At 61.3% G+C, this 24209-nt stretch carries 21 protein-coding genes and 1 tRNA gene; 8 read left to right on the top strand and 14 right to left on the bottom strand.

All coding sequences use genetic code 11. From position 1 onward, the window contains the following. Positions 1 to 80 precede the first annotated feature (80 nt). The 5 genes from topA to FS767_RS18995 form a co-directional block, all read right to left on the bottom strand. A complete protein-coding gene (gene topA / locus FS767_RS19015) occupies positions 81 to 2690 on the bottom strand; it encodes a type I DNA topoisomerase (protein ID WP_058606158.1) in 2610 nt (869 codons plus the stop codon). A 100-nt stretch (positions 2691 to 2790) separates the two neighbouring features. Beyond that, the gene (locus FS767_RS19010; protein ID WP_058606157.1) at positions 2791 to 3042 is read right to left on the bottom strand and encodes a DUF1653 domain-containing protein; all 252 of its coding nucleotides are present in this window, start codon (positions 3040 to 3042) and stop codon (positions 2791 to 2793) included. Between the two features lie 82 nt (positions 3043 to 3124). Further along, complete coding sequence (fadA, locus tag FS767_RS19005) at positions 3125 to 4300, bottom strand: acetyl-CoA C-acyltransferase FadA (protein WP_058639658.1); 1176 nt, start codon at positions 4298 to 4300, stop codon at positions 3125 to 3127. Between the two features lie 31 nt (positions 4301 to 4331). Next, the gene (gene fadB, locus FS767_RS19000; RefSeq protein WP_144967441.1) at positions 4332 to 6479 is read right to left on the bottom strand and encodes a fatty acid oxidation complex subunit alpha FadB; all 2148 of its coding nucleotides are present in this window, start codon (positions 6477 to 6479) and stop codon (positions 4332 to 4334) included. A gap of 524 nt (positions 6480 to 7003) precedes the next feature. Next, positions 7004 to 7441, bottom strand: coding sequence for a hypothetical protein (locus tag FS767_RS18995; protein WP_100851173.1), 438 nt, complete (start codon positions 7439 to 7441; stop codon positions 7004 to 7006). Between the two features lie 110 nt (positions 7442 to 7551). On the opposite strand from FS767_RS18995, the gene FS767_RS18990 reads away from it, so the two are divergent. After that, positions 7552 to 7992 (top strand): universal stress protein, encoded by a 441-nt coding sequence (locus FS767_RS18990; RefSeq protein WP_144967439.1) that lies wholly within the window; start codon positions 7552 to 7554, stop codon positions 7990 to 7992. Positions 7993 to 8108: 116 nt separating this feature from the next. Here the strand turns inward: FS767_RS18990 and FS767_RS18985 are convergent, their stop codons facing one another. Beyond that, entirely contained in the window at positions 8109 to 10034 is a 1926-nt protein-coding gene (locus tag FS767_RS18985; protein ID WP_100851172.1) for an ATP-binding cassette domain-containing protein, read from the bottom strand. Between the two features lie 223 nt (positions 10035 to 10257). On the opposite strand from FS767_RS18985, the gene FS767_RS18980 reads away from it, so the two are divergent. After that, positions 10258 to 12183 carry a transglycosylase SLT domain-containing protein gene (locus tag FS767_RS18980; RefSeq protein ID WP_058639662.1) on the top strand — a complete coding sequence of 642 codons (1926 nt, stop codon included), beginning with the start codon at positions 10258 to 10260 and terminating at the stop codon, positions 12181 to 12183. 62 nt (positions 12184 to 12245) lie between these two features. Here the strand turns inward: FS767_RS18980 and FS767_RS18975 are convergent, their stop codons facing one another. Then, positions 12246 to 13043, bottom strand: a complete 798-nt coding sequence (locus FS767_RS18975) for an MOSC domain-containing protein (protein ID WP_144967437.1) — start codon at positions 13041 to 13043, stop codon at positions 12246 to 12248. Positions 13044 to 13098: 55 nt separating this feature from the next. Then, positions 13099 to 14034 (bottom strand): chemotaxis protein CheV, encoded by a 936-nt coding sequence (locus FS767_RS18970; RefSeq protein WP_144967436.1) that lies wholly within the window; start codon positions 14032 to 14034, stop codon positions 13099 to 13101. 342 nt (positions 14035 to 14376) lie between these two features. On the opposite strand from FS767_RS18970, the gene FS767_RS18965 reads away from it, so the two are divergent. The 3 genes from FS767_RS18965 to FS767_RS18955 all read left to right on the top strand — a co-directional run bounded on the left by FS767_RS18965 (position 14377) and on the right by FS767_RS18955 (position 16737). Next, a complete protein-coding gene (locus tag FS767_RS18965; protein WP_144967434.1) occupies positions 14377 to 14790 on the top strand; it encodes a histidine kinase in 414 nt (137 codons plus the stop codon). A 401-nt stretch (positions 14791 to 15191) separates the two neighbouring features. Beyond that, positions 15192 to 16088, top strand: a complete 897-nt coding sequence (locus FS767_RS18960; protein WP_144967432.1) for a sensor histidine kinase — start codon at positions 15192 to 15194, stop codon at positions 16086 to 16088. Further along, positions 16078 to 16737 (top strand): response regulator transcription factor, encoded by a 660-nt coding sequence (locus FS767_RS18955; protein ID WP_144967430.1) that lies wholly within the window; start codon positions 16078 to 16080, stop codon positions 16735 to 16737. The genes FS767_RS18960 and FS767_RS18955 overlap by 11 nt, the downstream gene beginning before the upstream one ends. Here FS767_RS18955 and yegS read toward each other — a convergent pair. From yegS to moaB, 3 genes are all read right to left on the bottom strand, one after another. Then, positions 16721 to 17608 carry a lipid kinase YegS gene (yegS, locus tag FS767_RS18950; protein ID WP_058606173.1) on the bottom strand — a complete coding sequence of 296 codons (888 nt, stop codon included), beginning with the start codon at positions 17606 to 17608 and terminating at the stop codon, positions 16721 to 16723. The genes FS767_RS18955 and yegS overlap by 17 nt on opposite strands. Before the next feature lie 124 nt (positions 17609 to 17732). Continuing rightward, the gene (gene glp, locus FS767_RS18945; RefSeq protein WP_144967428.1) at positions 17733 to 18959 is read right to left on the bottom strand and encodes a gephyrin-like molybdotransferase Glp; all 1227 of its coding nucleotides are present in this window, start codon (positions 18957 to 18959) and stop codon (positions 17733 to 17735) included. Beyond that, on the bottom strand, positions 18943 to 19482 hold the full coding sequence (gene moaB, locus FS767_RS18940) for a molybdenum cofactor biosynthesis protein B (RefSeq protein WP_144967426.1): 540 nt from the start codon (positions 19480 to 19482) through the stop codon (positions 18943 to 18945). The genes glp and moaB overlap by 17 nt, the downstream gene beginning before the upstream one ends. 184 nt (positions 19483 to 19666) lie before the next feature. Here moaB and FS767_RS18935 point away from each other — a divergent pair, with 184 nt between their 5' ends. Continuing rightward, the gene (locus FS767_RS18935; protein ID WP_023534255.1) at positions 19667 to 19888 is read left to right on the top strand and encodes a YgdI/YgdR family lipoprotein; all 222 of its coding nucleotides are present in this window, start codon (positions 19667 to 19669) and stop codon (positions 19886 to 19888) included. An 81-nt stretch (positions 19889 to 19969) separates the two neighbouring features. Next, positions 19970 to 20046 (top strand) — tRNA-Pro (locus FS767_RS18930). 88 nt (positions 20047 to 20134) lie between these two features. Here FS767_RS18930 and FS767_RS18925 read toward each other — a convergent pair. Then, a complete protein-coding gene (locus FS767_RS18925; protein WP_144967424.1) occupies positions 20135 to 21895 on the bottom strand; it encodes an ABC transporter transmembrane domain-containing protein in 1761 nt (586 codons plus the stop codon). Between the two features lie 214 nt (positions 21896 to 22109). Between FS767_RS18925 and FS767_RS22925 the strand changes: the two genes are divergently transcribed. Further along, the gene (locus FS767_RS22925) at positions 22110 to 22283 is read left to right on the top strand and encodes a PA1571 family protein (RefSeq protein WP_165919263.1); all 174 of its coding nucleotides are present in this window, start codon (positions 22110 to 22112) and stop codon (positions 22281 to 22283) included. A 75-nt stretch (positions 22284 to 22358) separates the two neighbouring features. On the opposite strand, the gene pdxB is transcribed toward FS767_RS22925, so the two are convergent. Together pdxB and tusA are read right to left on the bottom strand one after the other, a co-directional pair. Next, complete coding sequence (pdxB, locus tag FS767_RS18920; protein ID WP_144967422.1) at positions 22359 to 23501, bottom strand: 4-phosphoerythronate dehydrogenase PdxB; 1143 nt, start codon at positions 23499 to 23501, stop codon at positions 22359 to 22361. 60 nt (positions 23502 to 23561) lie between these two features. Beyond that, a complete protein-coding gene (tusA, locus tag FS767_RS18915) occupies positions 23562 to 23804 on the bottom strand; it encodes a sulfurtransferase TusA (RefSeq protein WP_058605718.1) in 243 nt (80 codons plus the stop codon). Between the last annotated feature and the right edge of the window lie 405 nt (positions 23805 to 24209).

The raw sequence follows: 24209 nt of genomic DNA, 5'->3' as shown, positions 1-24209 counted from the left end.
TGAAAGGGGCCGTGCTGCGGCCTTTCGTGAAATCAGCTCACGAAAGACCGCAGCACGGCCCCATCCCTGGACGCTAGAACTCAGCGCTTGTCTTCGACTTTCCAGGCCTTGCCATCGTAAAACGCTTTCCAACCCGTGGGCTTGCCGTCCACTTCCGACTGGACGTACTGCTCCTTGGTCTTGCGGCTGTAACGAATTACGGTTGGTCGACCCTCGGGATCTTTCTGCGGCGCTTCGCACAAGAAATGGTACTTCGGATCGATTTCATGCTTGTGCGGGACAATCTCGCACACCAGGGGCGCACGTGTTTCGCGGTTCTTCGGGAACTGGCTGGCAGCCAGGAACAGCCCCGAAGCACCATCGCGCAGCACATAGGTGTCGTCCACCTTCTCGCACTTAAGCTCGGGCATGTCGACTTTGTCCATCTTCGGCGGCGCCGCTTCACCGCTTTTGAGCAGCTTGCGGGTGTTCTTGCACGCAGGGTTGGTGCACCCGAAGAACTTGCCGAACCGTCCGGTCTTGAGTTGCATTTCGCTGCCGCACTTGTCGCACTCAAGGCTTGGGCCTTCGTAGCCCTTGATGCGATAGCTGCCCTCTTCGATCTCGTAACCCGGGCAATCAGGGTTGTTCCCGCAAATGTGCAGCTTGTGCTTTTCATCGAGCAGATAAGCGTCCATCGCCGTTGCGCAAACTGGGCAGCGGTGCTTGCCAAGCAGCACGCGCGACTCCGATTCGCCCTCATCGTCAGCAGCGATCTCGTCGCCAGGCACGAGGTTGACGGTGGACTTGCAGCGCTCTTTAGGTGGCAGGCTGTAACCGGAGCAGCCCAGGAACACGCCCGTGGACGCTGTACGAATCATCATCGGGCGACCGCACTCCTTGCAAGGAATGTTGGTCATAGTCGGCTGATTGGCGCGCATACCGTGTTCGCTGGATTCGGCCGTCTGCAATTTCTTGCTGAAGTCGCCGTAGAACTCGTCCAGCACGTTCTTCCAGTCGCGCTCGCCGTGGGCGACGTCGTCGAGGTTTTCCTCCATGCCGGCGGTGAAACCGTAGTCCATCAAATTGGAGAAACTCTCGGAGAGCCGCTCGGTCACGATGTCGCCCATCTTTTCCGAATAGAAGCGACGGTTGTGCAACGTCACATAACCACGGTCCTGAATGGTCGAGATGATCGCCGCGTAGGTCGATGGTCGGCCAATGCCGCGTTTTTCCATTTCCTTGACCAGGCTGGCCTCGGTGAACCGGGCAGGCGGCTTGGTGAAGTGCTGGCTAGGGTCAAGCTGCATCAGCTTGAGCGCTTCACCCTGCACCATCTCAGGCAGCACGTCGTCTTCGCCAGGCTTGCTCTGCTGCGGCAACACGCGGGTGTAACCGTCGAACTTCAGGATGCGGCCCTTGGCACGCAGCTCGAAGCTGCCCGCTGCCACGGTCACGCTGGTGGACAGGTACTGGGCCGGCGGCATCTGGCAGGCCAGGAACTGACGCCAGATCAGCTCGTACAACCGCTCGGCATCGCGCTCCATACCGCTGAGCTTGGTCGGGTGAGTGCTCACGTCCGACGGCCGGATGGCTTCGTGCGCCTCCTGAGCCCCTTCCTTGCTGCCGTACACCTGCGGTGTTTCGGGCAGGTACTGCTTGCCGAATTCGCGCTCGATGTAGCTGCGCGCCATTTCCAGCGCATCGCTCGACAGGTTGGTCGAATCGGTACGCATGTAGGTGATGTAACCCGCTTCATACAGACGCTGGGCCATCATCATGGTTTTCTTCACGCCGAACCCCAGGCGATTGCTCGCTGCCTGTTGCAGGGTCGAGGTGATGAAGGGCGCCGATGGCTTGCTGCTAGTCGGGCGGTCTTCACGCTTGACGACGCTGTAGCTCGATGCCTTGAGCTTCTCCAGCGCGGCCATGGCCTGGGTTTCGTTCAGCGGCTTGAAGGCCTCGCCATTTTCACGGGCGACTTCGAAGCGAACCTTGGCGTTCTTGGCGGTGCCGAGATCGGCATGGATTTCCCAGTATTCCTGAGGAATGAAGGCGCGAATCTCGCGTTCACGCTCGACCACCAGCTTGACGGCTACCGACTGCACCCGCCCGGCCGACAGGCCGCGGGCAATCTTGGACCACAGCAGCGGGGACACCATGTACCCCACCACACGGTCGAGAAAACGGCGCGCCTGCTGCGCGTTGACCCGATCAATGTCGAGCTCACCGGGCTGCGAAAACGCTTCCTGAATGGCCTTCTTGGTGATTTCGTTGAACACCACGCGCTTGTAGCGGGTATCGTCGCCACCGATGGCCTCACGCAGGTGCCAGGCGATTGCCTCCCCTTCGCGGTCCAAGTCGGTCGCGAGGTAGATGGTGTCGGCATCCTTGGCCAGGCGGCGCAGCTCGTCGATCACCTTTTCCTTGCCAGGAAGGATCTCGTACTTGGCTTTCCAGCCCTGGTCCGGGTCGACGCCCATGCGTGCAACCAATTGGCGGCGCGCCTTCTCTTTGGGCGAAAGGGCCGGTGCCTCACCTGCCGCCTTGCCACGCTTGGCGGCCGGCTCTTTGCTCGCGCTCGCCGAACCGCTGGTGGGAAGGTCTCGGATATGGCCGATACTCGACTTCACCACGTACTGGTTGCCCAGGTACTTGTTGATGGTCTTGGCCTTGGCCGGGGATTCCACAATGACCAGCGATTTGCCCATGGATCGGAGTATTCCTGAATCTGAAGATTGAAAACACGTCAGGTACCAGACGCGGCACCGCTATATATAGTGGCGAAACTGCGAGGTCAAGTTCAGAACATCACGCCTGCGACTTGGCCGACGTCCCGCACAACCCCTCTTCGGCCTTGATCAACGCAAAGCGTGGCACCTGTTCGCCGTCGACTTCCACCGACTCGCGGAACATCGACAGTGGGCGCACCCAGAAGCTGTAATCACCATACAGGCATTGGTAGAACACCATCCACTCCTCGCTCTCAGAGTGCCGCGCAACACTGAACACACGGTACTCCGGGCCCTTGTAATGCCGGTACACACCTGGCTGGATCTGCATGTGGACTACCTCCTGGTTCGATTGAAACCGAAAAAAACAAAACCGGGGCACAAGGCCCCGGTCGCTGTCCTTCTCCTGCGCCTTAGACGCGTTCGAATACAGTGGTAATACCTTGGCCAAGGCCGACACACATGGTCGCAATCCCCAGCGTGCCGCCATTTTGCTTCATGACGTTGAGCAGGGTGCCGGAAATACGCGCCCCGGAGCAACCAAACGGGTGGCCCAAGGCGATCGCACCGCCGTGCAGGTTAACCTTCTCATTCATCTTGTCGAGCACTTTCAAGTCTTTCAACACAGGCAGGGCCTGTGCGGCGAACGCCTCGTTGAGTTCGATGAAGTCAATGTCGGCCATGCTCAAGCCCGCGCGCTTGAGGGCTTTCTGGGTGGCCGGCACTGGGCCATAGCCCATGATCGCGGGGTCGACGCCAGCCACAGCCATGGCACGAATGACCGCCAGAGGCTCGATACCCAGGTCCATTGCACGCTGCCCCGACATCACGATCATGCACGACGCACCGTCGGTGATCTGGGAAGAAGTGCCTGCGGTCACCGTTCCACCTTTGGGGTTGAAGGCCGGCTTGAGCGACGCCAGGCCCTCGAGGGTGGTTTCCGGACGAATGGTTTCGTCGAAGTCGAACACTTTCAGGAAACCATTCTCGTCATACCCCTGCATGGGAATGATCTCATCCTTGAACTTGCCCTCTACGGTGGCCTTGTGCGCCAGCTGGTGCGAGCGCAGGCCGAACTGGTCCTGCTGCTCACGCGTAATGCCGTGCATCTTGCCCAGCATCTCGGCCGTCAGGCCCATCATGCCCGAAGCCTTGGCCGCATGCAGCGCCAGATGCGGGTTGGGGTCTACGCCATGCATCATGCTCACGTGCCCCATGTGCTCGACGCCGCCTACCACGAACACGTCGCCGTTGCCGGTCATGATCGCTTGGGCGGCGGTGTGCAGCGCGCTCATCGACGAGCCGCACAACCGGCTGACGGTCTGCGCCGCGGACGTGTGCGGAATCTGGGTCATCAGCGATGCCATGCGGGCGATGTTCCAGCCCTGCTCCAGGGTCTGGTTCACACAGCCCCAGATCACGTCCTCGACTTCCTTGGGATCGACCTTGTCATTGCGCTCAAGCAACTTGCTGATCAGGTGCGCCGACATGTCTTCGGCGCGGGTATTACGGTGCATGCCACCCTTGGAGCGGCCCATTGGCGTGCGACCGAAGTCGACGATCACCACGTCTCTTGGATTAAGGCTCATATCAAATCTCTCGCTCTAGCTCGTTGACCGCTCAGTTGAAGAAGCGCTGGCCCGTCTTGGCCATCTCACGCAGCTTGGCGGTCGGGTGGTACAGCGGCCCCAGGTCGGCATAACGATCGGCCAGGGCGACGAATTCGGCTACACCCAGGGTATCGATGTAGCGCAGCGCACCGCCGCGGAAGGGTGGGAAACCAATGCCGTAGACCAGGCCCATGTCCGCCTCGGCGGCGGTCTCGACGATGCCATCTTCAAGGCAGCGCACGGTTTCCAGGCACAGCGGGATCATCATCCAGTTGACGATGTCCTCGTCACTGACTTCACGCTGCTCGTACACGATGGGCTTGAGCACCTCGAGCACATCGGCATCGGCGACCTTTTTCGGCTTGCCGCGCTTATCGGTTTCATAGGCGTAGAAGCCCTTGCCGTTTTTCTGGCCCAGCCGGTTGGCATCGTACAAGGCGTCGATGGCCGAGCGGCGCTCATCCTTCATACGATCGGGGAACCCCTCGGCCATGACGTCACGCCCATGATGCCCGGTGTCGATGCCCACCACGTCCATCAGGTACGCTGGGCCCATGGGCCAGCCGAATTTTTCCATGACCTTGTCGATGCGCACGAAGTCCACCCCCGCGCTGACCAGCCTGGCGAAGCCGCCGAAGTACGGGAACAGGACGCGGTTGACCAAAAACCCTGGGCAGTCGTTGACCACGATCGGGTTCTTGCCCATTTTCTTGGCGTAGGCGACGGTGGTGGCGACTGCCGTTTCACTGGATTTTTCGCCACGAATCACTTCCACCAGCGGCATCATGTGCACCGGGTTGAAGAAGTGCATGCCCACGAAGTTTTCCGGGCGCTTCAGCGCTTTTGCCAGCAGATTGATGGAAATGGTCGAGGTATTGGATGCCAGGATCGCATCCTCCCTCACCTGCCCTTCCACCTCGGCAAGCACGGCCTGCTTGACCTTCGGGTTTTCGACCACTGCCTCGACCACGATGTCTACGTGGGCGAAATCACCGTAGGACAGCGTCGGACGAATCGCGTTGAGCGCCTGGGCCATCTTGGCCGGTGTCAGCCGACCTTTCTCGACCCGATTGCCCAGCAGTTTGGACGCTTCGTTCAACCCAAGCTCAATGGCCTCTTCGCGGATATCCTTCATCAGGATCGGGGTGCCCTTGACCGCCGACTGATAGGCGATGCCGCCGCCCATGATACCGGCGCCCAGCACGGCCGCCTGCTTGACGTCACGGGCAATCTCGTCATGGGCCTTGGCCTTGCGCTTGAGTTCCTGATCGTTCAGGAACAAGCCGATCAAGCTCTGTGCGACCGACGTCTTGGCCAGCTTGGCAAAGCCTGCCGCTTCGATTTCCAGTGCCTTGTCACGACCGAAGTTGGCCGCTTTCTGAATGGACTTGATCGCCTCGACAGGCGCTGGGTAATTAGGGCCTGCCTGCCCAGCGACGAAGCCTTTGGCGGTTTCGAAGGCCATCATCTGTTCGATGGCATTGAGCTTGAGCTTCTCGAGCTTGGGTTGGCGCTTGGCCTTGTAGTCCAGCTCGCCGCTGATGGCGCGCTTGATCAGGTCCAGAGCACCGGCCATGAGCAACTCAGGCGCGACCACGGCATCGACGGCACCCACTTTCAGGGCGTCTTCGGCACTGTTTTCCTTGCCCGCGGCGATCCACTCGACGGCATTGTCCGAGCCGATCAGGCGCGGCAGGCGCACGGTGCCACCAAAGCCTGGGTAGATGCCCAGTTTCACTTCGGGCAGGCCGATGCGCGCGGTGGTGGCCATGATGCGGTAGTCGGCTGCCAGGCACATCTCCAGGCCACCGCCCAGGGCGATACCGTTGATGGCCGCAACCGTGGGCACCTGAAGGTCTTCGAATGCGTTGAAGATACGGTTGGCTTCCAGGCTGCCGGCGACCAATTCGGCCTCGGGCAACTTGAAGTTGTCGACGAACTCGGTGATGTCGGCACCAACGATGAACACGTCCTTGCCGCTGCTGACGATGACACCTTTGACCGACGCATCGGCCTGGATGGCGTCCACAGCCTGGCGCAGCTCGCTCAGGGTCAGGCGGTTGAACTTATTGACGGACTCACCCTTGAGGTCGAACTTGAGCTCGACGATGCCACTTTCAAGAGCCTTAACCGTGATGGCTTTACCTTCGTAAATCATCAACTGATCTCCAAGATATGGAAGCTGAACTGTACACGCCGATCGCTGCGGCACCGCAGCCATCATGGCCACCTGCCCCAGGCACACCCGTCAGCGCGCGAGTCGAGCGCATGAATGAGTGAAGTGCAATGCAAACGCTCAATTCATACGCCCGTTTGATTTGGGTGTGCACACATTCTCCGAAAAGATCTGCATTGTCAAATGCTGCACCCACGGCAGAAAAGCCGACTTTGCGGTCACTTTCCACAGACCGGGCACGACCGATCATGGGGCTGATCGCTGGCCATTCATGCTGGCAATTTTCAAACCTTGTCAGCCTTGGCGTGCTCTGCAGTCTGGCTGATCCGAACACAAGCGCCAGCCCCTGCATGACGCGATGAATTCACTGGCCTGCCCTGCCTTCGCTTGAGGCAGAACGACAAAGCGGCGATTGAGCAGGCCCTGTCAGGGGACCGCCCAATCGCCGCTTTGTCGTTGCACCGCATCTCAGAAGGCCTTGGACAGCCCGCCGAGCGTCTTTGGAGTCAGGCCAGTGTCTCCAGCACATAGGCAACATCCTGCAATACAGCCGTATCTCCGCGCTCCGTCCAGTAGAGCGCTATCATCCGCGCATCAGCCTCGACCTTGTAGGCGCTTGCCGGCAGACGGGCCAACGCTTGCATGAAGCGCGGGTCTTCGCACGGCTCGCGCCATTGGTTCCACCATACGCCAGGGCTGATCTGCCAGAAGCTGAAGCTGTCGACATGCCCCCGCTTGCGGGCCCGATGATATTGCGGGCATGGGCTCGGCGGCTGCTTTTCCAACCAGTGCGGCCACTGCTGAGGCGCCAGCTGCATGGCCAGACCCATGCGCCGCGCCTCCAGGCGCAAGCGCATCTGCTCGCTCTGATTGCGCGAGTTGCGCAGCCAGGAGAGCGGGCTGAGAATCAGCGCAAGGATTGACACCACCAGCAATACCGTCATATCAGTAGTTCCCATAAACCGTTGCAAATGAGCTGGTTAGCCATTTTTCACGCATGACCCGCCCGAAAGCGACCATACTTCTTCTATAGCGATTGCCTGGAGTACAGCTCATGACCTACCAACATCTGCTGGTCGCCGTCGACCTGACGGAAGAATGCGACCCTGTGATCAAGCGCGCCATGGCGCTGGCCCAGCCAACCAACGCCAAGGTCTCACTGGTGCACATCGTCGAACCCATGGCCATGGCGTTTGGCGGGGACGTGCCGATGGATCTGTCGCAATTGCAACAGCAGCAGTTCGACCAGGCCAAGGAACGCATGGATCGCCTGTTCAACAAATATCCGGACATCCAGCGCGGCGACTCGCACTTGACCTACGGGCAGCCCCGTCAGGAAATCCATCAATTGGCCAAAGACCAGCACTGCGACCTGATCGTCGTGGGCAGCCACGGTCGCCACGGCCTGGCGCTGCTACTGGGCTCCACGGCCAATGACGTTTTACATGGTGCACCCTGCGATGTGCTGGCAGTGCGACTGCAGAAAAAGGACTGAATCTGTCCATCGCGGCAGGTCAAGCCGCAACGCCAGGTGCCTCGGGCTTGTATCCTCCCTCCGGCACCTGGTAGCGGGCTCGCCCGCCACGCGCAGGCCCTAAGCGTCCTGTCTGCTCAGCCTTCCAGCTCGGCCCAGCGTTCCACCAAGGCATCGAGCTCACCTTGCAGCTTCTCGATGTTCGCCAGCACCGCTGACGTCTCCGCGATCGGACGTTGGTAGAAACCGGCCGCGCTCACTTCTTCCTGAGCCTGGGCCATGCGCTGTTCCAGCGCGTCGATCTGACCTGGCAGCATCTCCAGCTCACGCTGCAGCTTGTAGCTGAGCTTTTTCTTCGACTCCTCGACCACTGGCGCAGCGACGGCTTGCGGCTTGGCCTCGACCTTCTCCACCACCGCACTGTTGAGCGCCGACTTGCCGCCCTTGCTCTCGGTGACCCCAAGCAGCTTTGGCGAACCGCCCTGACGAATCCAGTCTTCGTAACCGCCCACGTACTCGCGGACCAGGCCATCGCCTTCGAACACCAGGGTGCTGGTCACGACGTTGTCGAGAAACGCTCGGTCGTGGCTGACCATCAGCACGGTACCCTTGTAGTTGGAGAGCACCTCTTCGAGCAACTCGAGGGTTTCGACGTCCAGGTCGTTGGTGGGTTCGTCGAGCACCAGCAGGTTGGCCGGCTTGCTGAACAGCTTGGCCAGCAGCAGGCGCGCCCTTTCGCCGCCGGACAATGCCTTGACCGGGGTGCGGGCCCGCTGCGGGCTGAACAGGAAGTCACCCAGGTAGCTCAGCACATGCCGGTTCTGCCCCTCGATCTCGATGAAGTCACGGCCTTCGGCGAGGTTGTCGATGACGGTCTTTTCCAGGTCCAGCTGATGGCGCATCTGGTCGAAATAGGCGACTTCAAGCTTGGTGCCGCGCTCGATCTTGCCCGACGTGGGCTCCAGATCACCCAGCATCAGCTTGAGCAAGGTGGTCTTGCCGGTGCCGTTGGCCCCCAGCAGACCGATACGGTCCTGGCGCTGCAGCACCATGGAAAAATCCTTGACCAGCATCGGCCCGTCCGGGTGCGAGAAGCTGACATGCTCGAGCACCATGACCTGTTTGCCCGACTTGTCGGCCGCCTCGATCTGGATGTTGGCCTTGCCCTGCCGCTCCCGGCGCTCGCCGCGCTCAACGCGCAGCGCCTTGAGCGCCCGCACGCGGCCCTCGTTACGGGTGCGACGGGCCTTGATGCCTTGGCGAATCCACACCTCTTCCTGGGCCAGGCGCTTGTCGAACAGGGCGTTGGCGGTTTCCTCGGCGGCCAGCGCGGCCTCCTTGTGCACCAGGAAACTGGCGTAGTCGCCGTTCCAGTCGATAAGGCCGCCCCGGTCCAGCTCGAGGATGCGGGTGGCCAGGTTCTGCAGGAAGGATCGGTCGTGGGTGATGAACAACACGGCGCCGTTGAACCCGCGCAGTGCTTCCTCAAGCCAGGCGATGGCACCAATGTCCAGGTGGTTGGTCGGTTCGTCGAGCAGCAACAGGTCGGGCTCGGACACCAGTGCCTGGGCCAGCAATACGCGACGGCGCCAGCCGCCGGACAACTCCGCCAGGGTCTTGTCCGCCGGCAACTGCAGGCGGCTCAGGGTGCTTTCAACCACCTGCTGCAGGCGCCAGCCATCGCGGGCCTCCAGCTCGTGCTGCACGTGCATCAGTTTCTCCAGGTCTTCATCGCCCTGGATGTTCTGACTCAGGTGATGAAACTGTGCCAACAGCTCGCCAACGCCATCCAGGCCTGCCGCCACCACGTCGAACACAGTGCGCTCGTCGGCCAATGGCAGTTCCTGGGGCAACTCGCCGATCTTCAGCCCAGGGGCGCGCCAGATGTCGCCGTCATCGCCTTTCTGCTCGCCCTTGACCAGGCGCAGCATGCTCGACTTGCCGGTGCCGTTGCGGCCGATGATGCACACCCGCTCGCCACGAGCGATCTGCCAGGACACCTTGTCCAGCAGCGGCATGGCGCCGAATGCGAGGGACACATCGCTGAATTTGAGCAGGGTCATGTTCGTCTCCATAAATCGGGCGCGCATTCTACCTGAGTTGGCCCTGCGCCGACATCCGCAAGGCCAGCGCCTGCCACCCACGGCGACATCCGGTCGAACTTAATATCCCGATACAAGCACAGTGCTTTCACCTGTCATCCGCAAACGGCTAAGCTAGGGCCATCGTTCCCAACAGTGCTGGCCCCGCCGCCACTTTCCCATGGTTCAACTGCCCGGACGTATCATGCGCAGCCGCCTGTTACAAATTGCTTCATGCCTGTTGCTCACCGCTGCCACCGGCGCGGCCCAGGCCACCGACATCACCGTGCAACGTCAATACTACGATGAAGCCAAGCGTGCGCTGGCCAAGGGCGACAAGGGCCCGTACCTGCGCTATGCCCAGGCGTTGAGCGACTATCCGCTGACACCCTACCTGGCCTATGACGAACTGACCGCGCGCCTGAAATCTGCCAGCAACGAGGAGATCGAGGGTTTCCTGGCCAAGCACGGTGACCTGCCACAAGCCAACTGGATGAAACTGCGCTGGTTGCGCTGGCTGGCCGAACGCGGCGAGTGGCAGACCTTCGCCAACTACTACGATCCCAAGCTCAACTTCACCGAGCTCGATTGCCTGAACGGCCAGTACCAGCTTAGCCACGGGATGCGCACCGAAGGCTTTGCCACGGCAGACAAACTGTGGTCGGTGGGCAAGTCCCAGCCTGCTGCCTGCGACCCGTTGTTCGCCATGTGGGCCGCAGAGGGCCAACTCACGGAGGGCAAACGCTGGGAACGAGCCAAGCTTGCTGCCCAGGCGCGCAACTACGGCCTGGCCGAGAACCTGGTCAAGACCCTGACCACGCTGGCGCCACAAGGCCGCCTGCTGATCGATGTGGCGCAGAAACCCGAACTGCTCAACCAGCCATCACGCTTCACCCAGGCCGACGAGGCCACCTCGGACGTCGTCAGCCTCGGCCTGCGCCGCCTTGCACGGCAGGACCCGGAGCGCGCCATGGGGCTGCTTGACGACTATGCCCAGCGCATGCACTTTTCCCGCGATGAAAAAGTGGCCATTGCCCGCGAGATAGGCCTGACCCTGGCCCGGCGCTATGACCCGCGCGCGCTTGACCTGATGACCCGCTACGACCCGGAGCTGCGGGACGACACCGTCAGTGAATGGCGCTTGCGCCTGTTGCTGCGCCTGGGCCGCTGGGAAGACGCCTACGCGCTCACCAAGCGCCTGAGCGGCGACCTGGCCCAGAGCAGTCGCTGGAAGTACTGGCAGGCGCGCAGCCTGGAGCTGGCGCAGCCGAAGAATCCGCAAGTCCCGCAGTTGTACAAGGCCGTTGCCCGCGAGCGTGATTTCTATGGCTTCCTGGCTGCGGACCGTGCGCAAGCCCCTTACCAGCTGAACAACAAGCCCCTGGTGCTCAGCCCACAGCTGGTCAAGAAAGTGCGCAACACCCCTGGCATCCAACGCGCCCTTGAATTCCATGCTCGCGGTCAGATCGTCGAAGGTCGCCGCGAGTGGTATCACGTTAGCCGTCACTTCAACCGCGACGAAATGGTTGCCCAGGCGCGCCTGGGTTACGAGTTGCGCTGGTATTTCCCGGCCATTCGCACCATCAGCCAGGCCAAGTACTGGGATGACCTGGATGTGCGCTTCCCCATGGCGCACCGCGACACCCTGGTACGCGAAGCCAAGGTGCGCGGCCTGCATTCAAGCTGGGTCTTCGCAATCACCCGTCAGGAAAGCGCCTTCATGGAAGATGCTCGCTCCCCCGTGGGCGCCAGCGGGCTCATGCAGTTGATGCCTGCTACAGCCAAAGAAACGGCGCGCAAGTTCAGCATCCCACTGGCATCGCCCGCACAGGTCCTGAACCCGGACAAGAACATCCAACTGGGGGCCGCCTACCTCAGCCAAGTGCACAGCCAGTTCAACGGCAACCGAGTACTGGCGTCAGCGGCTTACAACGCAGGCCCAGGCCGCGTGCGGCAATGGCTCAAAGGTGCCAAGCACCTGAGCTTCGACGTGTGGGTCGAGTCCATTCCGTTCGATGAAACCCGTCAGTACGTTCAGAACGTGCTGTCCTACTCGGTGATCTACGGGCAGAAGCTCAACATGCCACAACCTCTGGTGGACTGGCACGAGCGCTACTTCGACGACATGTAAGGGCCACTGCCGGCTGATCAAGCCTGGGCGCCGGTCACACCGGCGTCCAGCTGCCCGGCGAATCAGAGCACCTGCACCTTCATGCCAACTTCCAGGTGCCCGCTGCCATCGGCTGCCAGGTTTTGCCCAAACAGTATGTCCCCTTCCTTTTCCCGGAACGTGCGAAGCGTGGTCATGGGCTCACGGTCAGGGCTGCGCTCCCCTGTAGCAGGGTCGATGGTGGTGAAAATACAGCGCACGCTTGGCTTCAGAACACGAAACTCCACCGTACCGATGCGAATGCGTTTCCAGCCATCCTCTGCAAAGGCCTCGGCCCCTTGAACCACCAGGTTGGGCCTGAACCGCAGCATGTCCATGGGCCGGCCGATACGGCGATCGAGCTCATCGAGCGACCCTTGGCCAATAAGCAACAACGGGAAACCGTCGGGAAAGGCGGCACGGTCACGGTCGGTGCCATAGCCATTGGGCAGGTACCTGGCCCGCTGCTGCGGGCAGTAGACCAACCTCACCGGTTTGCCTAGCCAGCCACTGAGCCAGGCGGCGGCCTCATCGCCGGCATCCGGCACGCGCAAGGTGTCGCGCCACAAGGTCACCCCTCGCAGCTGGGCATCCTCGGCTGGGGCCACCACATTCAGCGGCACTTGCCCAGGCGCCCGCAGCAACAGTGCCCCGCCTGACTCCACTGCCTCGAGCTGCCCGAGCTGCGGCCAGGCACGCTGGGTCAGGAAGCGCCCGTTTTCTTCCTCCACCAGCATCCAGCGACGGTCTCCTTCCAGTCCAAGCAGACCGACGGGAGAGGCTTGCAGGCTTTGTGCCCGCCCTGACTTGACCGGATACCGATAGAGCTCGCTGAGAAACATCCCTGCCGCCTCATAATTCACCAAAACGTCAGCTTATACCCGGCAGGGCGCGCGATCACGCGTTGGTGTTGTCCAGCAACAGGCGCTGCTTGACCACATCGACCAGGCGATCAGGCTGGAACTTGGACAGAAAATTGTCGCAACCCACCTTCTTGACCATGGATTCGTTGAAGCTCCCCGACAAAGACGTGTGCAGAACCACGTAAAGCTTGCGCAGGCGCGCATCCTCGCGGATCTCGGTTGTCAGGCGATAACCGTCCATTTCCGGCATTTCAGCATCCGTGAAGATCATCAATAGCTTTTCGCACATGTCCTCCCCGGCATCGGCCCAAGCCTTGAGCATGCGCAGCGCCTTGAGGCCATCACTGGCAACGTGCAGTTTCATCCCCAACTGCGAGAGCGTGTCGCGCAACTGGGCCAGGGCCACACTGGAATCGTCCACCAGCAGCACCTCGCGACCACGCGCCCTTGCCAGTACCGGGTCAGCCAACTTCTCGCCCGAAACGCGAGCGTTGTAAGGCACGATTTCGGCGAGCACCTTTTCCACATCGATCACCTCTACCAGCTGGTCGTCTACCTTGGTGATGGCGGTCAGGTAATGCTGACGGCCGGCACTGGTCGGTGGCGGCATGATGGACTCCCAGTTGAGGTTGACGATGCGGTCGACCCCGCCCACCAGAAACGCCTGCACCGAGCGGTTGTATTCAGTGACGATGATGGTGCTGTCAGGGCCAGGCTGAATGGGGCGCATGCCGATTGCCTGGGACAGGTCGATGACCGGGAGGGTCTGGCCTCGCAGGTTGACCACACCGCAGACGAACGCGTGGCGCTGCGGCATCAGTGTCAGCTTGGGCAGCTGTAACACCTCCTGCACCTTGAAGACATTGATCGCGAAAAGCTGACGCCCAGCCAGCCGGAACATCAGGATTTCCAGCCGGTTCTCACCTACCAGTTGTGTGCGTTGGTCTACCGTGTCGAGAATGCCAGCCATTGGTAAGCCCCCAGGCTCATGTCGAAAATATGCGCGATTGTGTGTGTATCGGCAGTTGGCGTAGCATCTTGACCCCAGTAAACGCTACACCCCTCCCAAATTTGATGTCACTTTAACAGCATGCTCAACGGCTTTCATAATGCCACTCCCATACGCTGAAAAGTTCCGTTTTTTTCTTGCCTATCAGGGAAACCCCTAGTGGCACTCAGGTACAACCTGATGTTCGCTCTATCCTTTAGCCATTAATGTGACGCCATTCTCACTGCATGAATGGAGTCAGGCTTTGCTAGCTATCGTAACGGCGTGCCCGTCTCTATCGCCTGTCCTGCCCATGGAGTCACCATGATGGACAGTGCCTTACACTTCTCGGAAGCGCTGAAGGTTTTTCGCGAGAAGGCTCAAAAGCGCCTCCACAGAGCAGAGGACTGCTTGCAGCATCTTGAGCTCATTGAAAATGACCCTGATGCCTGCAGGTGCCTGGACGCCGTATTAAGCGACCTGGCACATGACGCACAGCGTTTGGGGCTGCTCGAAGTGGCTCACTTCACTACCTCCCTTCAGCAGATACTGGCCCCCTGCTGCCAAGGCGCGTGCCTGCATCTCGGCACGCTGCGCATCACTGCTGCATGCCTGAGGCTGCTAGCCTGGCAGCTCGAGCTACTGGACGCACACACAGGGCGACTGGACCTGGACGCTGGAGAACAATTTGTGTTGCTCGGCGAACTGACCAATGCGGTTCGATCTTCTCTGGCATAAGCCTGGGTGAAAGGTGACGGCGCAGCGCATAACCGCCAACAGCCCGACCTTGGCGACAAACCGTAGGGCAATTTGCCATCCTGCAGTTGCATGCCAGAAGTGCAACTTTGCCGAAACTGGAAAGTTGTAGCTTTAATTTACAAACTTGTAGGAAATAGCCTCAGACAAGCAAGTCAGGCGCCGCTATGTGGTAATTCACAACAATAAGAATTATCTAGGTGAAGTCGTCTTCGGCGGCGACCTCGGGAATTCGAGGTGGTAGTATGCCCCACCGAAACGCTTCAACTTGACACAAGGTTGAATGAACCGTGGTCGAAAAAGCATCGAAAGTACGGCGCAAAAGCCTCTGAGCAGTAATGTGCAAGGCCTCCATCAGCAATACTTCAGCGGCTCCCCAACCTATGTTCCCACGCTTGATGACCTCTTTTCGTTGTAGCCCCCCGTACACCAGGCTGTGCTGGGCCACGGCAGGCATCAGTGTGGTTTCCTGCATCGCCTGCCTGGTGTTGCACCTGACTGAGCGCCCCGTACCCATCAGCCTGGTGTTGCTGCAGCTGACCGGTGTGTTGGTCGCTGCCGTGCAACTGCGTACGGGGGCGCGCTCAATCAGCTTGCGCCCTGCGGAACTCGCCGAGCGCCTGCTAAAAGTGCAAGAAGATGAACGCCAGCACCTGAGCCGGGAGCTTCATGACGACATCGGCCAGCTGCTGACCGCTGCGAAATTGCAGCTGCAATGGCTGCAGCGACGAACGCCCGGGGATGTGCAGGGGCATTGCGATGCCTTGCATGCCACGCTGGATGATACGTTGAGCGCTGTGCGCGACGTTTCTGCCCTACTCAACCCCCGTCAGCTGGCCAGCCTTGGTCTTGAGACCAGCCTGCGCGCGCACTTGCTGCGCACCTTGGACGGCAGCGGCGTGCAATGGAGCCTGTCTTGCAAGCAACGCCTTGGGGGCATTGCCGAAAATGTCGCAATGGCAGTGTTTCGCATCACCCAGGAGGCGGTGACCAACATGTTGCGCCACGCTGGGGCGCGCAACCTCGTCATCCACCTACGGCGCACGGAGCTGGGCCTGGCCTTGTCGATCGAGGACGATGGCTGCGGCTTCAAGCCTGCCAGAAACCCGCACCTTGCCAGTCAGCGTGGGCTGGCTGGCATGCTCGAGCGGGTCACTGCCCTTGACGGCAGCTTGAAGATTACCAGCGATGTAGGCCAGGGCACCCGCATCGAGGCCGTGTTCCCCTGGCCGCCCCGCAGCCGGCAACGCGCTGAGCGAGTGGATACCCATGACCTGTAGATTGTTGCTGGTGGATGACCATTCGTTGATCAGGGCGGGGGTCCGCGCCCTGGTCAGTGACATACCCGGGTACGAGGTAGTCGGCGAGGCCGACGATGGCGGGCAGTTGCTGGATCAGGCGCGGACGTTGATGCCCGATATCATCCTGCTGGACCTCTCCATGCGATCAACCAGCGGGCTGGACGCTCTTACCCAGCTCAATGCCAGCGGCAGCGCCTGCAAGGTGCTGATCCTCTCCATGCACACGGACCCGGAGTTGATCATGCGCGCCCTTGAGGGCGGTGCCCATGGGTATCTGCTCAAGGACACCAGCGCCTCTGAACTTGAGCAGGCGCTTAGCGCGGTGCGCAACGGGGAGCGCTACCTAAGCCCGGCCATTGCCCACACCGTCATCAATCAGGCCTTGCGTCATACTAGACCCACCAGACGTCCGGCGTGCGAGCGACACAACCTGACTGCCAGGCAGCTGGAGATTCTGCGCCTGATCGTGCGCGGCAAGTCCACCCGCGAAATCGCCAACGGTCTGGGGCTGTCGATCAAGACAGTCGAAACCCATCGCTCGCAAGTGATGAAACGTCTGCAAATTCACGACGTCGCCGGGCTGGTGCTGTTCGCGGTGCGCGAAAAGATCATCAGCCTCGATGACTGAGCAATGGACAGCCTTGCGGCAGGTGCAGGCGCAACGCCTGGGGCCGCGCTTCGAAACGCAGGCTGTCCGCCTTGAGCGGCTCGCCGTCGAGGTTGATATCAAGGCCCTGTTGACTGTTGATCTCTACCCACGGCAACCGTGTGCGAATGAACAGCCCATCGCCTGCCAGCAAATCGCGTAATGCGCCGACCACTTCCTGCGGCTTGGGCAGGATCGCAACATCCAGCAACCCGTCATCTACCACCGCATCCGGACACAACTCCTGCCCTCCCCCGGCTTGGCGACCGTTGCCGATCCCTAGCGCCAGCAACTCACCCTGCCAATGGAAATCCGGGCCTTTCAACTCGACCGAGGCTGCCTCCAGTTCACTGAAGCGTGACAAGCCGGTGAACACGTAGGCGGCGGCCCCCATCAACTTCTTCAGGTCTTCGGACGTACTGGCTGTGACCTGGCTGCCAAAGCCGCCGGTCGCCATATTCAGGAACAGTTGCTCGCCCACTTGCCCAAGATCAACTGCCTGCGCCGGCTCATTGAGCAGCGCCAGTGCCTGGGCAGGCTCCAGCGCAATACCGGCCGCCTTGGCAAAGTCGTTGGCGGTTCCAAGCGGCAGCAACACCAGGCTGGCTTCGGTGCCCGCCAGGCCCATGGCTTCGGCCACATCCCGCAAGGTGCCGTCACCACCGCCGGCGACAATGTGGCTGTAACCGGCGGCAAGTGCCTCCTTGACCAGGCGCTGGGCATCACCGCCCTCCCAGGTTACGCGCACGTCCAATGCCCAGCCAGTGTCGCGCAGGTCGTGCACGGCGGTGCGTACGTCTTCGTTCATGGCTTGCTTGCCGTGCAGAATCAGCATTGCCTTGCGCGCTTGCATGTAGGTGCCTCCATAATTGACCACCTGCATCTTGACTCTTAGCCGTTACCAATTGTTGCACGGCCGTTCAAATATTGCGGCGCAGGGCTCGCGCACTGGAGCGAGCCTGCGCCGCTGGCGTGCGTCAACCGAGTAGGTCACTGAAGGGAATGAAGGGTACGAGGTCACCTTGACCAGGCGTAGTGCCCTCCTGCACCTCGACCAGCCCATCGGCCCACACTGCGCTGCGCAACACGCCAGAGCTCTGGTTAGGGTAAAGGCACACCTTGCCCTGCTCGATGCGCGCACGCAGGTACTCACGCCGTGACCCAGCTTTGGGCCAATCGAAACCGGCGGGCAGGCACACGCGCAGCGGGGCGACGTCGATCACACCCTGACGGCGCAACAAGTAGGGGCGCGCCAGCAGGCCGAAGGTCACTAGGGTAGAGGCCGGGTTACCGGGCAGGCCGATCACTGGCACGCCCTGGAAGTGGCCGAAGGTCAACGGCTTGCCGGGTTTGATCGCCAGTTTCCACAAGGCCAGCTCACCGGCCTCGCGCAGGGCCGCGCCGAGATAATCGGCCTCGCCCACCGAGACGCCACCTGTCGAGAGGATCAGGTCCACCCCTTGCAACTGAGCCAGGCTCGCGCGGGTACGGGCCAAGTCATCAGGCAGGATACCGGCGTCGGTGACGTCGCACCCCAGGCGCTGCAACCAACTCACCAGCAAGCGACGATTGCTGTTGTAGATTTGCCCAGGCCCCAGCGGCAGGCCTGGCTCGACCAGTTCATCCCCAGTCGACAGCACTGCCACCCGCACCCTGCGCACTACATCGAGCTGGCCATGCCCCAGGGTGGCGGCCAAGCCCAACTCGATCGGCCCAAGACGCGTGCCGGCGTCGAGCACCTGCTCACCCTTGCGGGTTTCTTGTCCTTGCGGGCGAATGTTCTGCAGCGCCTTGAGGGGGTGCAGGAACTGCACATGGCCATTGGCATGAACCTGGGTGTTTTCCTGCATCTCCACGCAGTCGGCGCCGTCGGGAACCGGTGCACCCGTAAAGATCCGCGCACAGGTGCCAGGCTGCAATGGGCCAGGTGCGTGGCCGGCAAAGATTCTCTGGCTGACCGGCAGCGGCGCCCCCTGCCAGTCGGCCCGGCGCAGGGCATAGCCATCCATTGCGCTGTTGGGCCAAGGCGGCAGATCCAGCGAAGCCACCAGGGCAGTGGCCAGCACTCGGCCTTGTGCCTCGGCCAACGCCACGCGCTCGGTGTCGCGAATCGGCGCGGCATCTGCCAAGGCCAGCAATTGCTCGAGGGCCTGTTCCACCGGCATCAGTGGCCTGGGCTGCACGGCCTCAGCCACGGCTTTCACAGGCCGCCGCCTGCTTCAGATGTGCGACGAAGTTGCAGGGACGGTGCCGTGCATCGAGCTGTTCGGCCAGGATACCGTCCCAACCGGTGCGCACCGCATTGGTCGAGCCGGGCAGGCAACACACCAGGGTACCGTTGGCCAACCCTGCCAGTGCACGCGATTGCACGGTCGAGGTACCGATATCCGCCACGGAGATCTGCCTGAACAGCTCGCCAAAACCGTCGACCTGCTTGTCGAGCAGACAAGTAACCGCCTCAGGCGTACTGTCACGTCCGGTAAAACCGGTACCGCCGGTAATGAGCACCACCTGCACGGTGTCATCGGCGATCCAGGTCGCGACCTGGGCGCGGATCTTGTAGAGATCATCCTTGAGCAGTGCGCGCTGGGCGAGCCGGTGGCCCGCCGCTGTCAGCCGGTCTACGAAGACCTGGCCCGATGTATCGTTGTCGAACGTGCGGGTGTCGCTGACCGTGAGCACTGCGATATTGAGAGGAACGAACGGGGTGTCTGCCGAGGCTTTCATAGGTACCGGTCACTGGTAATGGCAATGACGGCAGTTATATCACAGGGCACTCCCGCCGGCTTGGGGGAGCGCTGTCTGCACTGGATCGCGCCGAGCGAATGCCGTTATGCTGCACGTGCAAGGAACTTGCACTAACGTCCCGCGTCTTAACAGTCATCTTGCACCATCGCACTGGAGAAACACGATGATCAAACGGACCCTTCCCGCCTTTATGCTCGCCCTGGGCCTGGCTGCCCTGGCCGGCTGCTCGACCCCAACCGTCATCACCTTGAACGACGGTCGCGAAATCCAGGCGGTAGACAAGCCGTCCTATGATGAAGATTCCGGCTTCTACGAGTTCGAGCAGCTCGATGGCAAGCGCATGCGTCTGAATAAAGACCAGATTCGCACCGTCAAAGAACTCTGATAGCCCATCCGAGTTGGCCAAAGCTTCGTTCTTTTACAAGGACTTGCGGGCAAATTTCGGATGCAGTAGGATTTTGTTCATCGGAGTGTAGCGCAGCCAGGTAGCGCGTCTCGTTCGGGACGAGAAGGCCGCAGGTTCGAATCCTGTCTCTCCGACCAAATCCTTCAAAAAAACCCGCCTTGTGCGGGTTTTTTGTTGTTCACGATTCAGGCTCGTACCTGCATCGCGCATCAGCCGGCCAGCCTTTCAAGCGGTCGTAAACTGCAGCGCTGCCAGCCGTGCATACAACGGGCTGGCTTCAATCAGCTCGCTGTGGGTCCCAGTAGCGACCACTTTGCCTTGGTCGACCACGGCAATGCGGTCGGCGTGTTGCACCGTAGCCAAACGGTGCGCGATCACCACCGTTGTCCGCCCCGCCATCAGGCGCGGCAAAGCTTGCTGGATCAGGTGCTCACTGTGAGCGTCGAGCGCGCTGGTCGCCTCGTCAAGCAGCAGGATTGGGGCATCCACCAGCAACGCACGGGCAATCGCCAACCGTTGGCGCTGCCCACCGGATAAACCCACCCCGCCCTCCCCCAGGCAAGTCTGGTAGCCCTGCGGCAACTGACGTATGAACCCGTCGGCATGGGCTGCGCGCGCGGCTGCTTCGATGTCGGCCAGGCAAGCGCCAGGGCGTCCATAGGCAATGTTGTCCGCCACCGTACCTCGAAACAGTGCCGGTTGCTGTGCGACCAATGCAAACTGCTGGCGAAGGTGGTCGGGGTCGAGTTGGTCGATGGGTTGGTCATCAAGCAGAATCTGCCCGTGCTGAGGATCATAGAAGCGCAGAAGCAGGTCGAACAGGGTGGATTTACCCGCACCGGAGGGACCGACCAATGCAAGCGTCTGGCCTGCCTGGATGGCCAGGCTCAGGTCATCGATAGCCTTGTGCTCGGGTCGCGAGGGATAGGCAAACACCACGCTTTGCAACGTCAGGCAGCCCCGTGCACGGCCTCCCGCCAGCAGCCGCGCACTGGACGGCGCCAGAATCTGGCTTTGCGCTGCCAGTAATTCGGCTATGCGCTCTGCTGCTCCAGCAGCACACTGGAGCTCGCCAATCACCTCGCTGAGTGTGCCGAACGCACTGCCCACTACCAGGCTGTAGAACACGAACGCCGCCAACTCGCCCCCCGACATACGCCCGGCGATAACGTCCAGGCCGCCGACCCACAGCATTGCGCCGATAGCACCCAGCACCAGCACGATCACCACGGTAATCAGCCAGGCCCGCTGCGCAATGCGCTGGCGGGCCACTGCAAATGCCGACTCCACCGTATCGGCGAACAGTGCCCGGTCATGGGCTTGATGAGTGTAGGCCTGCACGGTCTTGATCTGGCCCAGGGTTTCGGCCACATAGCTACCCACATCTGCCACCCGGTCCTGGCTCTGGCGGGAGAGGCTGCGCACACGACGACCGAACAGCAGGATCGGGGCCAGCACCACCGGCAATGCCACGACCACGATGCTGGTCAGTTTCGGGTTGGTGATGAACAGCAAGACCACACCCCCCACCACCATCAGCGCATTACGCAGGCACATGGACAGGGAAGAGCCAATCACCGATTGCAGCAACGTGGTGTCGGCCGTCAACCGAGACTGAATTTCCGAGCTACGGTTGTCTTCGAAAAAACCCGGATGAAGCCCAAGCAAATGGTCAAAAACGGCGCGACGAATGTCCGCCACGCACCGCTCACCTATCCAGGAGACGAGGTAGAACCGGCTGAAGGTCCCTACCGCCAGGGCCAGCACCAGCAGCAGGAAGAGGCCAAGGGTCTGGTTGAGCTGATGGACGGAACCGGTCATGAACCCCTGATCCACCAGCAGGCGGATGCCTTGCCCCATGGACAGGGTAATGCCGGCAGTCACCACCAGTGCCAGCAAGGCCAGCACCAGGCGCCGCCGATATGGGCGAAGAAAATGCCAACCAAGGCGCAAGGCGCGGCTGGGGCGCGGAGTTGTAGAGGCCATGGATCTGCTCTCGAAGGCGGAACATGCAGCCTACCATTCATGCCGCAGCACGGAACTGTCTGGCGCGGCTATAGCCTATTGTTCTAACCGCGCTCTGGCACTTGTTCGCCATCTCTGGTGGACTATGGCCCAGCCTCAGGTTGCGCCGCACCCGCGTCGACGATCTGCCAGGCGCAAGGTTGATACCAGACGTCATCTGAAGAGGAGACCCTGCATGAGCTTGCACCATGACCGCGAACACCACACGCCCCGTCACGCACCGTCCCCCCAGGCAAGCGGCGCGCTGATCGACGCCCAAGGGCGGGAGGTACCGATCACCGAGCAGATGATCCAGCAGGCCTGCAAGGCCTTGGAAGAAAGCCGGGTCGAGCGCTCGCAGAAAAACTGATCACTTTATTCCTGACCCGGCGCTGGCGCCGGGTTTTTTATGCGCGCTGCTTTGCCCTTGGGCAATGCCAGAGCGTCAGACCCTTTTCGCTCCGATGGCGTCAATCAGCTGCGCAAGCTGAGGCGAGTCACCACGGATGCGCACGGATAATCCTTCGATCTCACGGCGTGGCGGATAGTGTTTGCGCAATAGGTCGAAAGCCGCACGTTGCTGCTGCGCGTCTTCGCTCAGGCTGCGGCGAAAATCAGCATCATCGCGGCGCGGGTCATAGACGGCGCGGCACAGCATCGCTAGTACCCATTGCAGGTCGGCCTCGGCGTCCAACTCAATCTGCGCGACTGGCGGGCGTGGTAACAGGTCGGCCAGTTGAATGCGCTCATCCACGCCCAGGTGTTGACACAACGCGCGATAGATCTGGGCGGTGCCACGCTGACGGCCATCGAGGCTATAGCCGGCGATGTGGGGGGTGGCGACGGTACACAGGTCGGCCAACTGCAGATCTACCTGGGGCTCGCCTTCCCACACGTCCAGCACCGCGTGCAGGTCATCGCGCTGCTGCAGAAGGGTACGTAATGCGCCATTGTCTACCACCGCCCCTCGACTGGCGTTGATCAGCCAGGCGCCGGGGCGCAGTTTCGCCAGTTCTGTAGGGCCTAGCAGGTGCCAGGTCGGGTACTGGCCACCGCGTTCGAGGGGTGTGTGCAGGCTGATGACATCGCAGGCTTGCAGCAGGGTATCGAGCTCGACGTAGTCACCACCTTCGGCGGCCTGGCGCAATGGATCGCAGACCATCACCTTCCACCCCAGGGCGCGTAGCACGCCCACCAGCCGCCCACCTACTTCGCCTGCACCCACCACGCCGTAGACTCGCTCGGGCAGTGATGCACCCTCAAGGTCAGCGAGGGTCAGCAGGCTGCCCAGCACATAGTCCACCACGCCCCGGGCGTTGCAACCGGGTGCACTGCTCCAGCGGATACCCGCTTGTTCGAAGTAGTCGAGGTCGAGGTGATCGGTGCCGATGGTGCAGGTACCCACGAACCGCACGCGACTGCCTTCTAGCAGTTGCCGATCGACCTTGGTCACGGAGCGGACCAGCAGGATGTCGGCCTCCCGGACGCTGGCGGCGTCGAGGCTACGCCCAGGATAGCGACGAATCTCGCCAAACCCTTGGAAGAAGGCATCGAGCAAAGGGATGTTTTCGTCGGCAACTATCAGCATGGCGCTCTCCTGTCTGGGGAACGCAGTGTAGGCTCAACGCGGAGCGTGTTCCAGAGCGGCTCAGTCGGCTTTCTTGCGGATCCAGTAGAGGAAGGTGCCGGCGGCTTCCTGTTGTTCCAGCAGTTGGTGGCCCAGGAAGGTACAGAACTTGGGGATGTCGCGTTGGGTCGAGGGGTCGGTGGCGATGACTTTCAGCAGGCCGCCGGCGGCGAGGGCGCGCACGTGTTGGTGCAGCATCATCACAGGCTCTGGGCAGTTGAGGCCGGTGGCGTCGAGGGTGGCATCGGGGGTGAGGTCGGTCATGAAGGGCTCCGCAAATGATGGGTATTGTGGCGCATTCCATGGATGCGGGCCAAGTGGGGCTGTTGGGGGACCCGCTGGGTCAGGGGCGCCGGACCGGCGAGACCGCCTCTACCCGGAATCCGTTGGCTTTTGAGTGCGGTGCAAGGCAAATTTCCCCATACAAATGAGACAGGTTGCCAATCTCTATAAGATGCAAGTTGTGTGGCATTGCTAGTTCATACCACCCTTTCTTTTGATAATACATAACCATGACATTCCAGCTCGTGGTATCGGCCAGGATAAGATGCTCGATGCCTGTTGCTGTTGCTGTTGCTGTTGCTGTTGCTGTTGCTGTTGATCTTGATCTTGATCTTGATCTTGATCTTGATCTTGATCTTGATCTTGATCTTGATCTTGATCTTGATC

The organism is Pseudomonas sp. DE0010, from assembly GCF_007680745.1.
In the GTDB taxonomy this organism is placed as follows: Bacteria; Pseudomonadota; Gammaproteobacteria; order Pseudomonadales; family Pseudomonadaceae; genus Aquipseudomonas; species Aquipseudomonas parafulva_B.
This window is presented reverse-complemented; position numbering and strand designations above follow the sequence as displayed.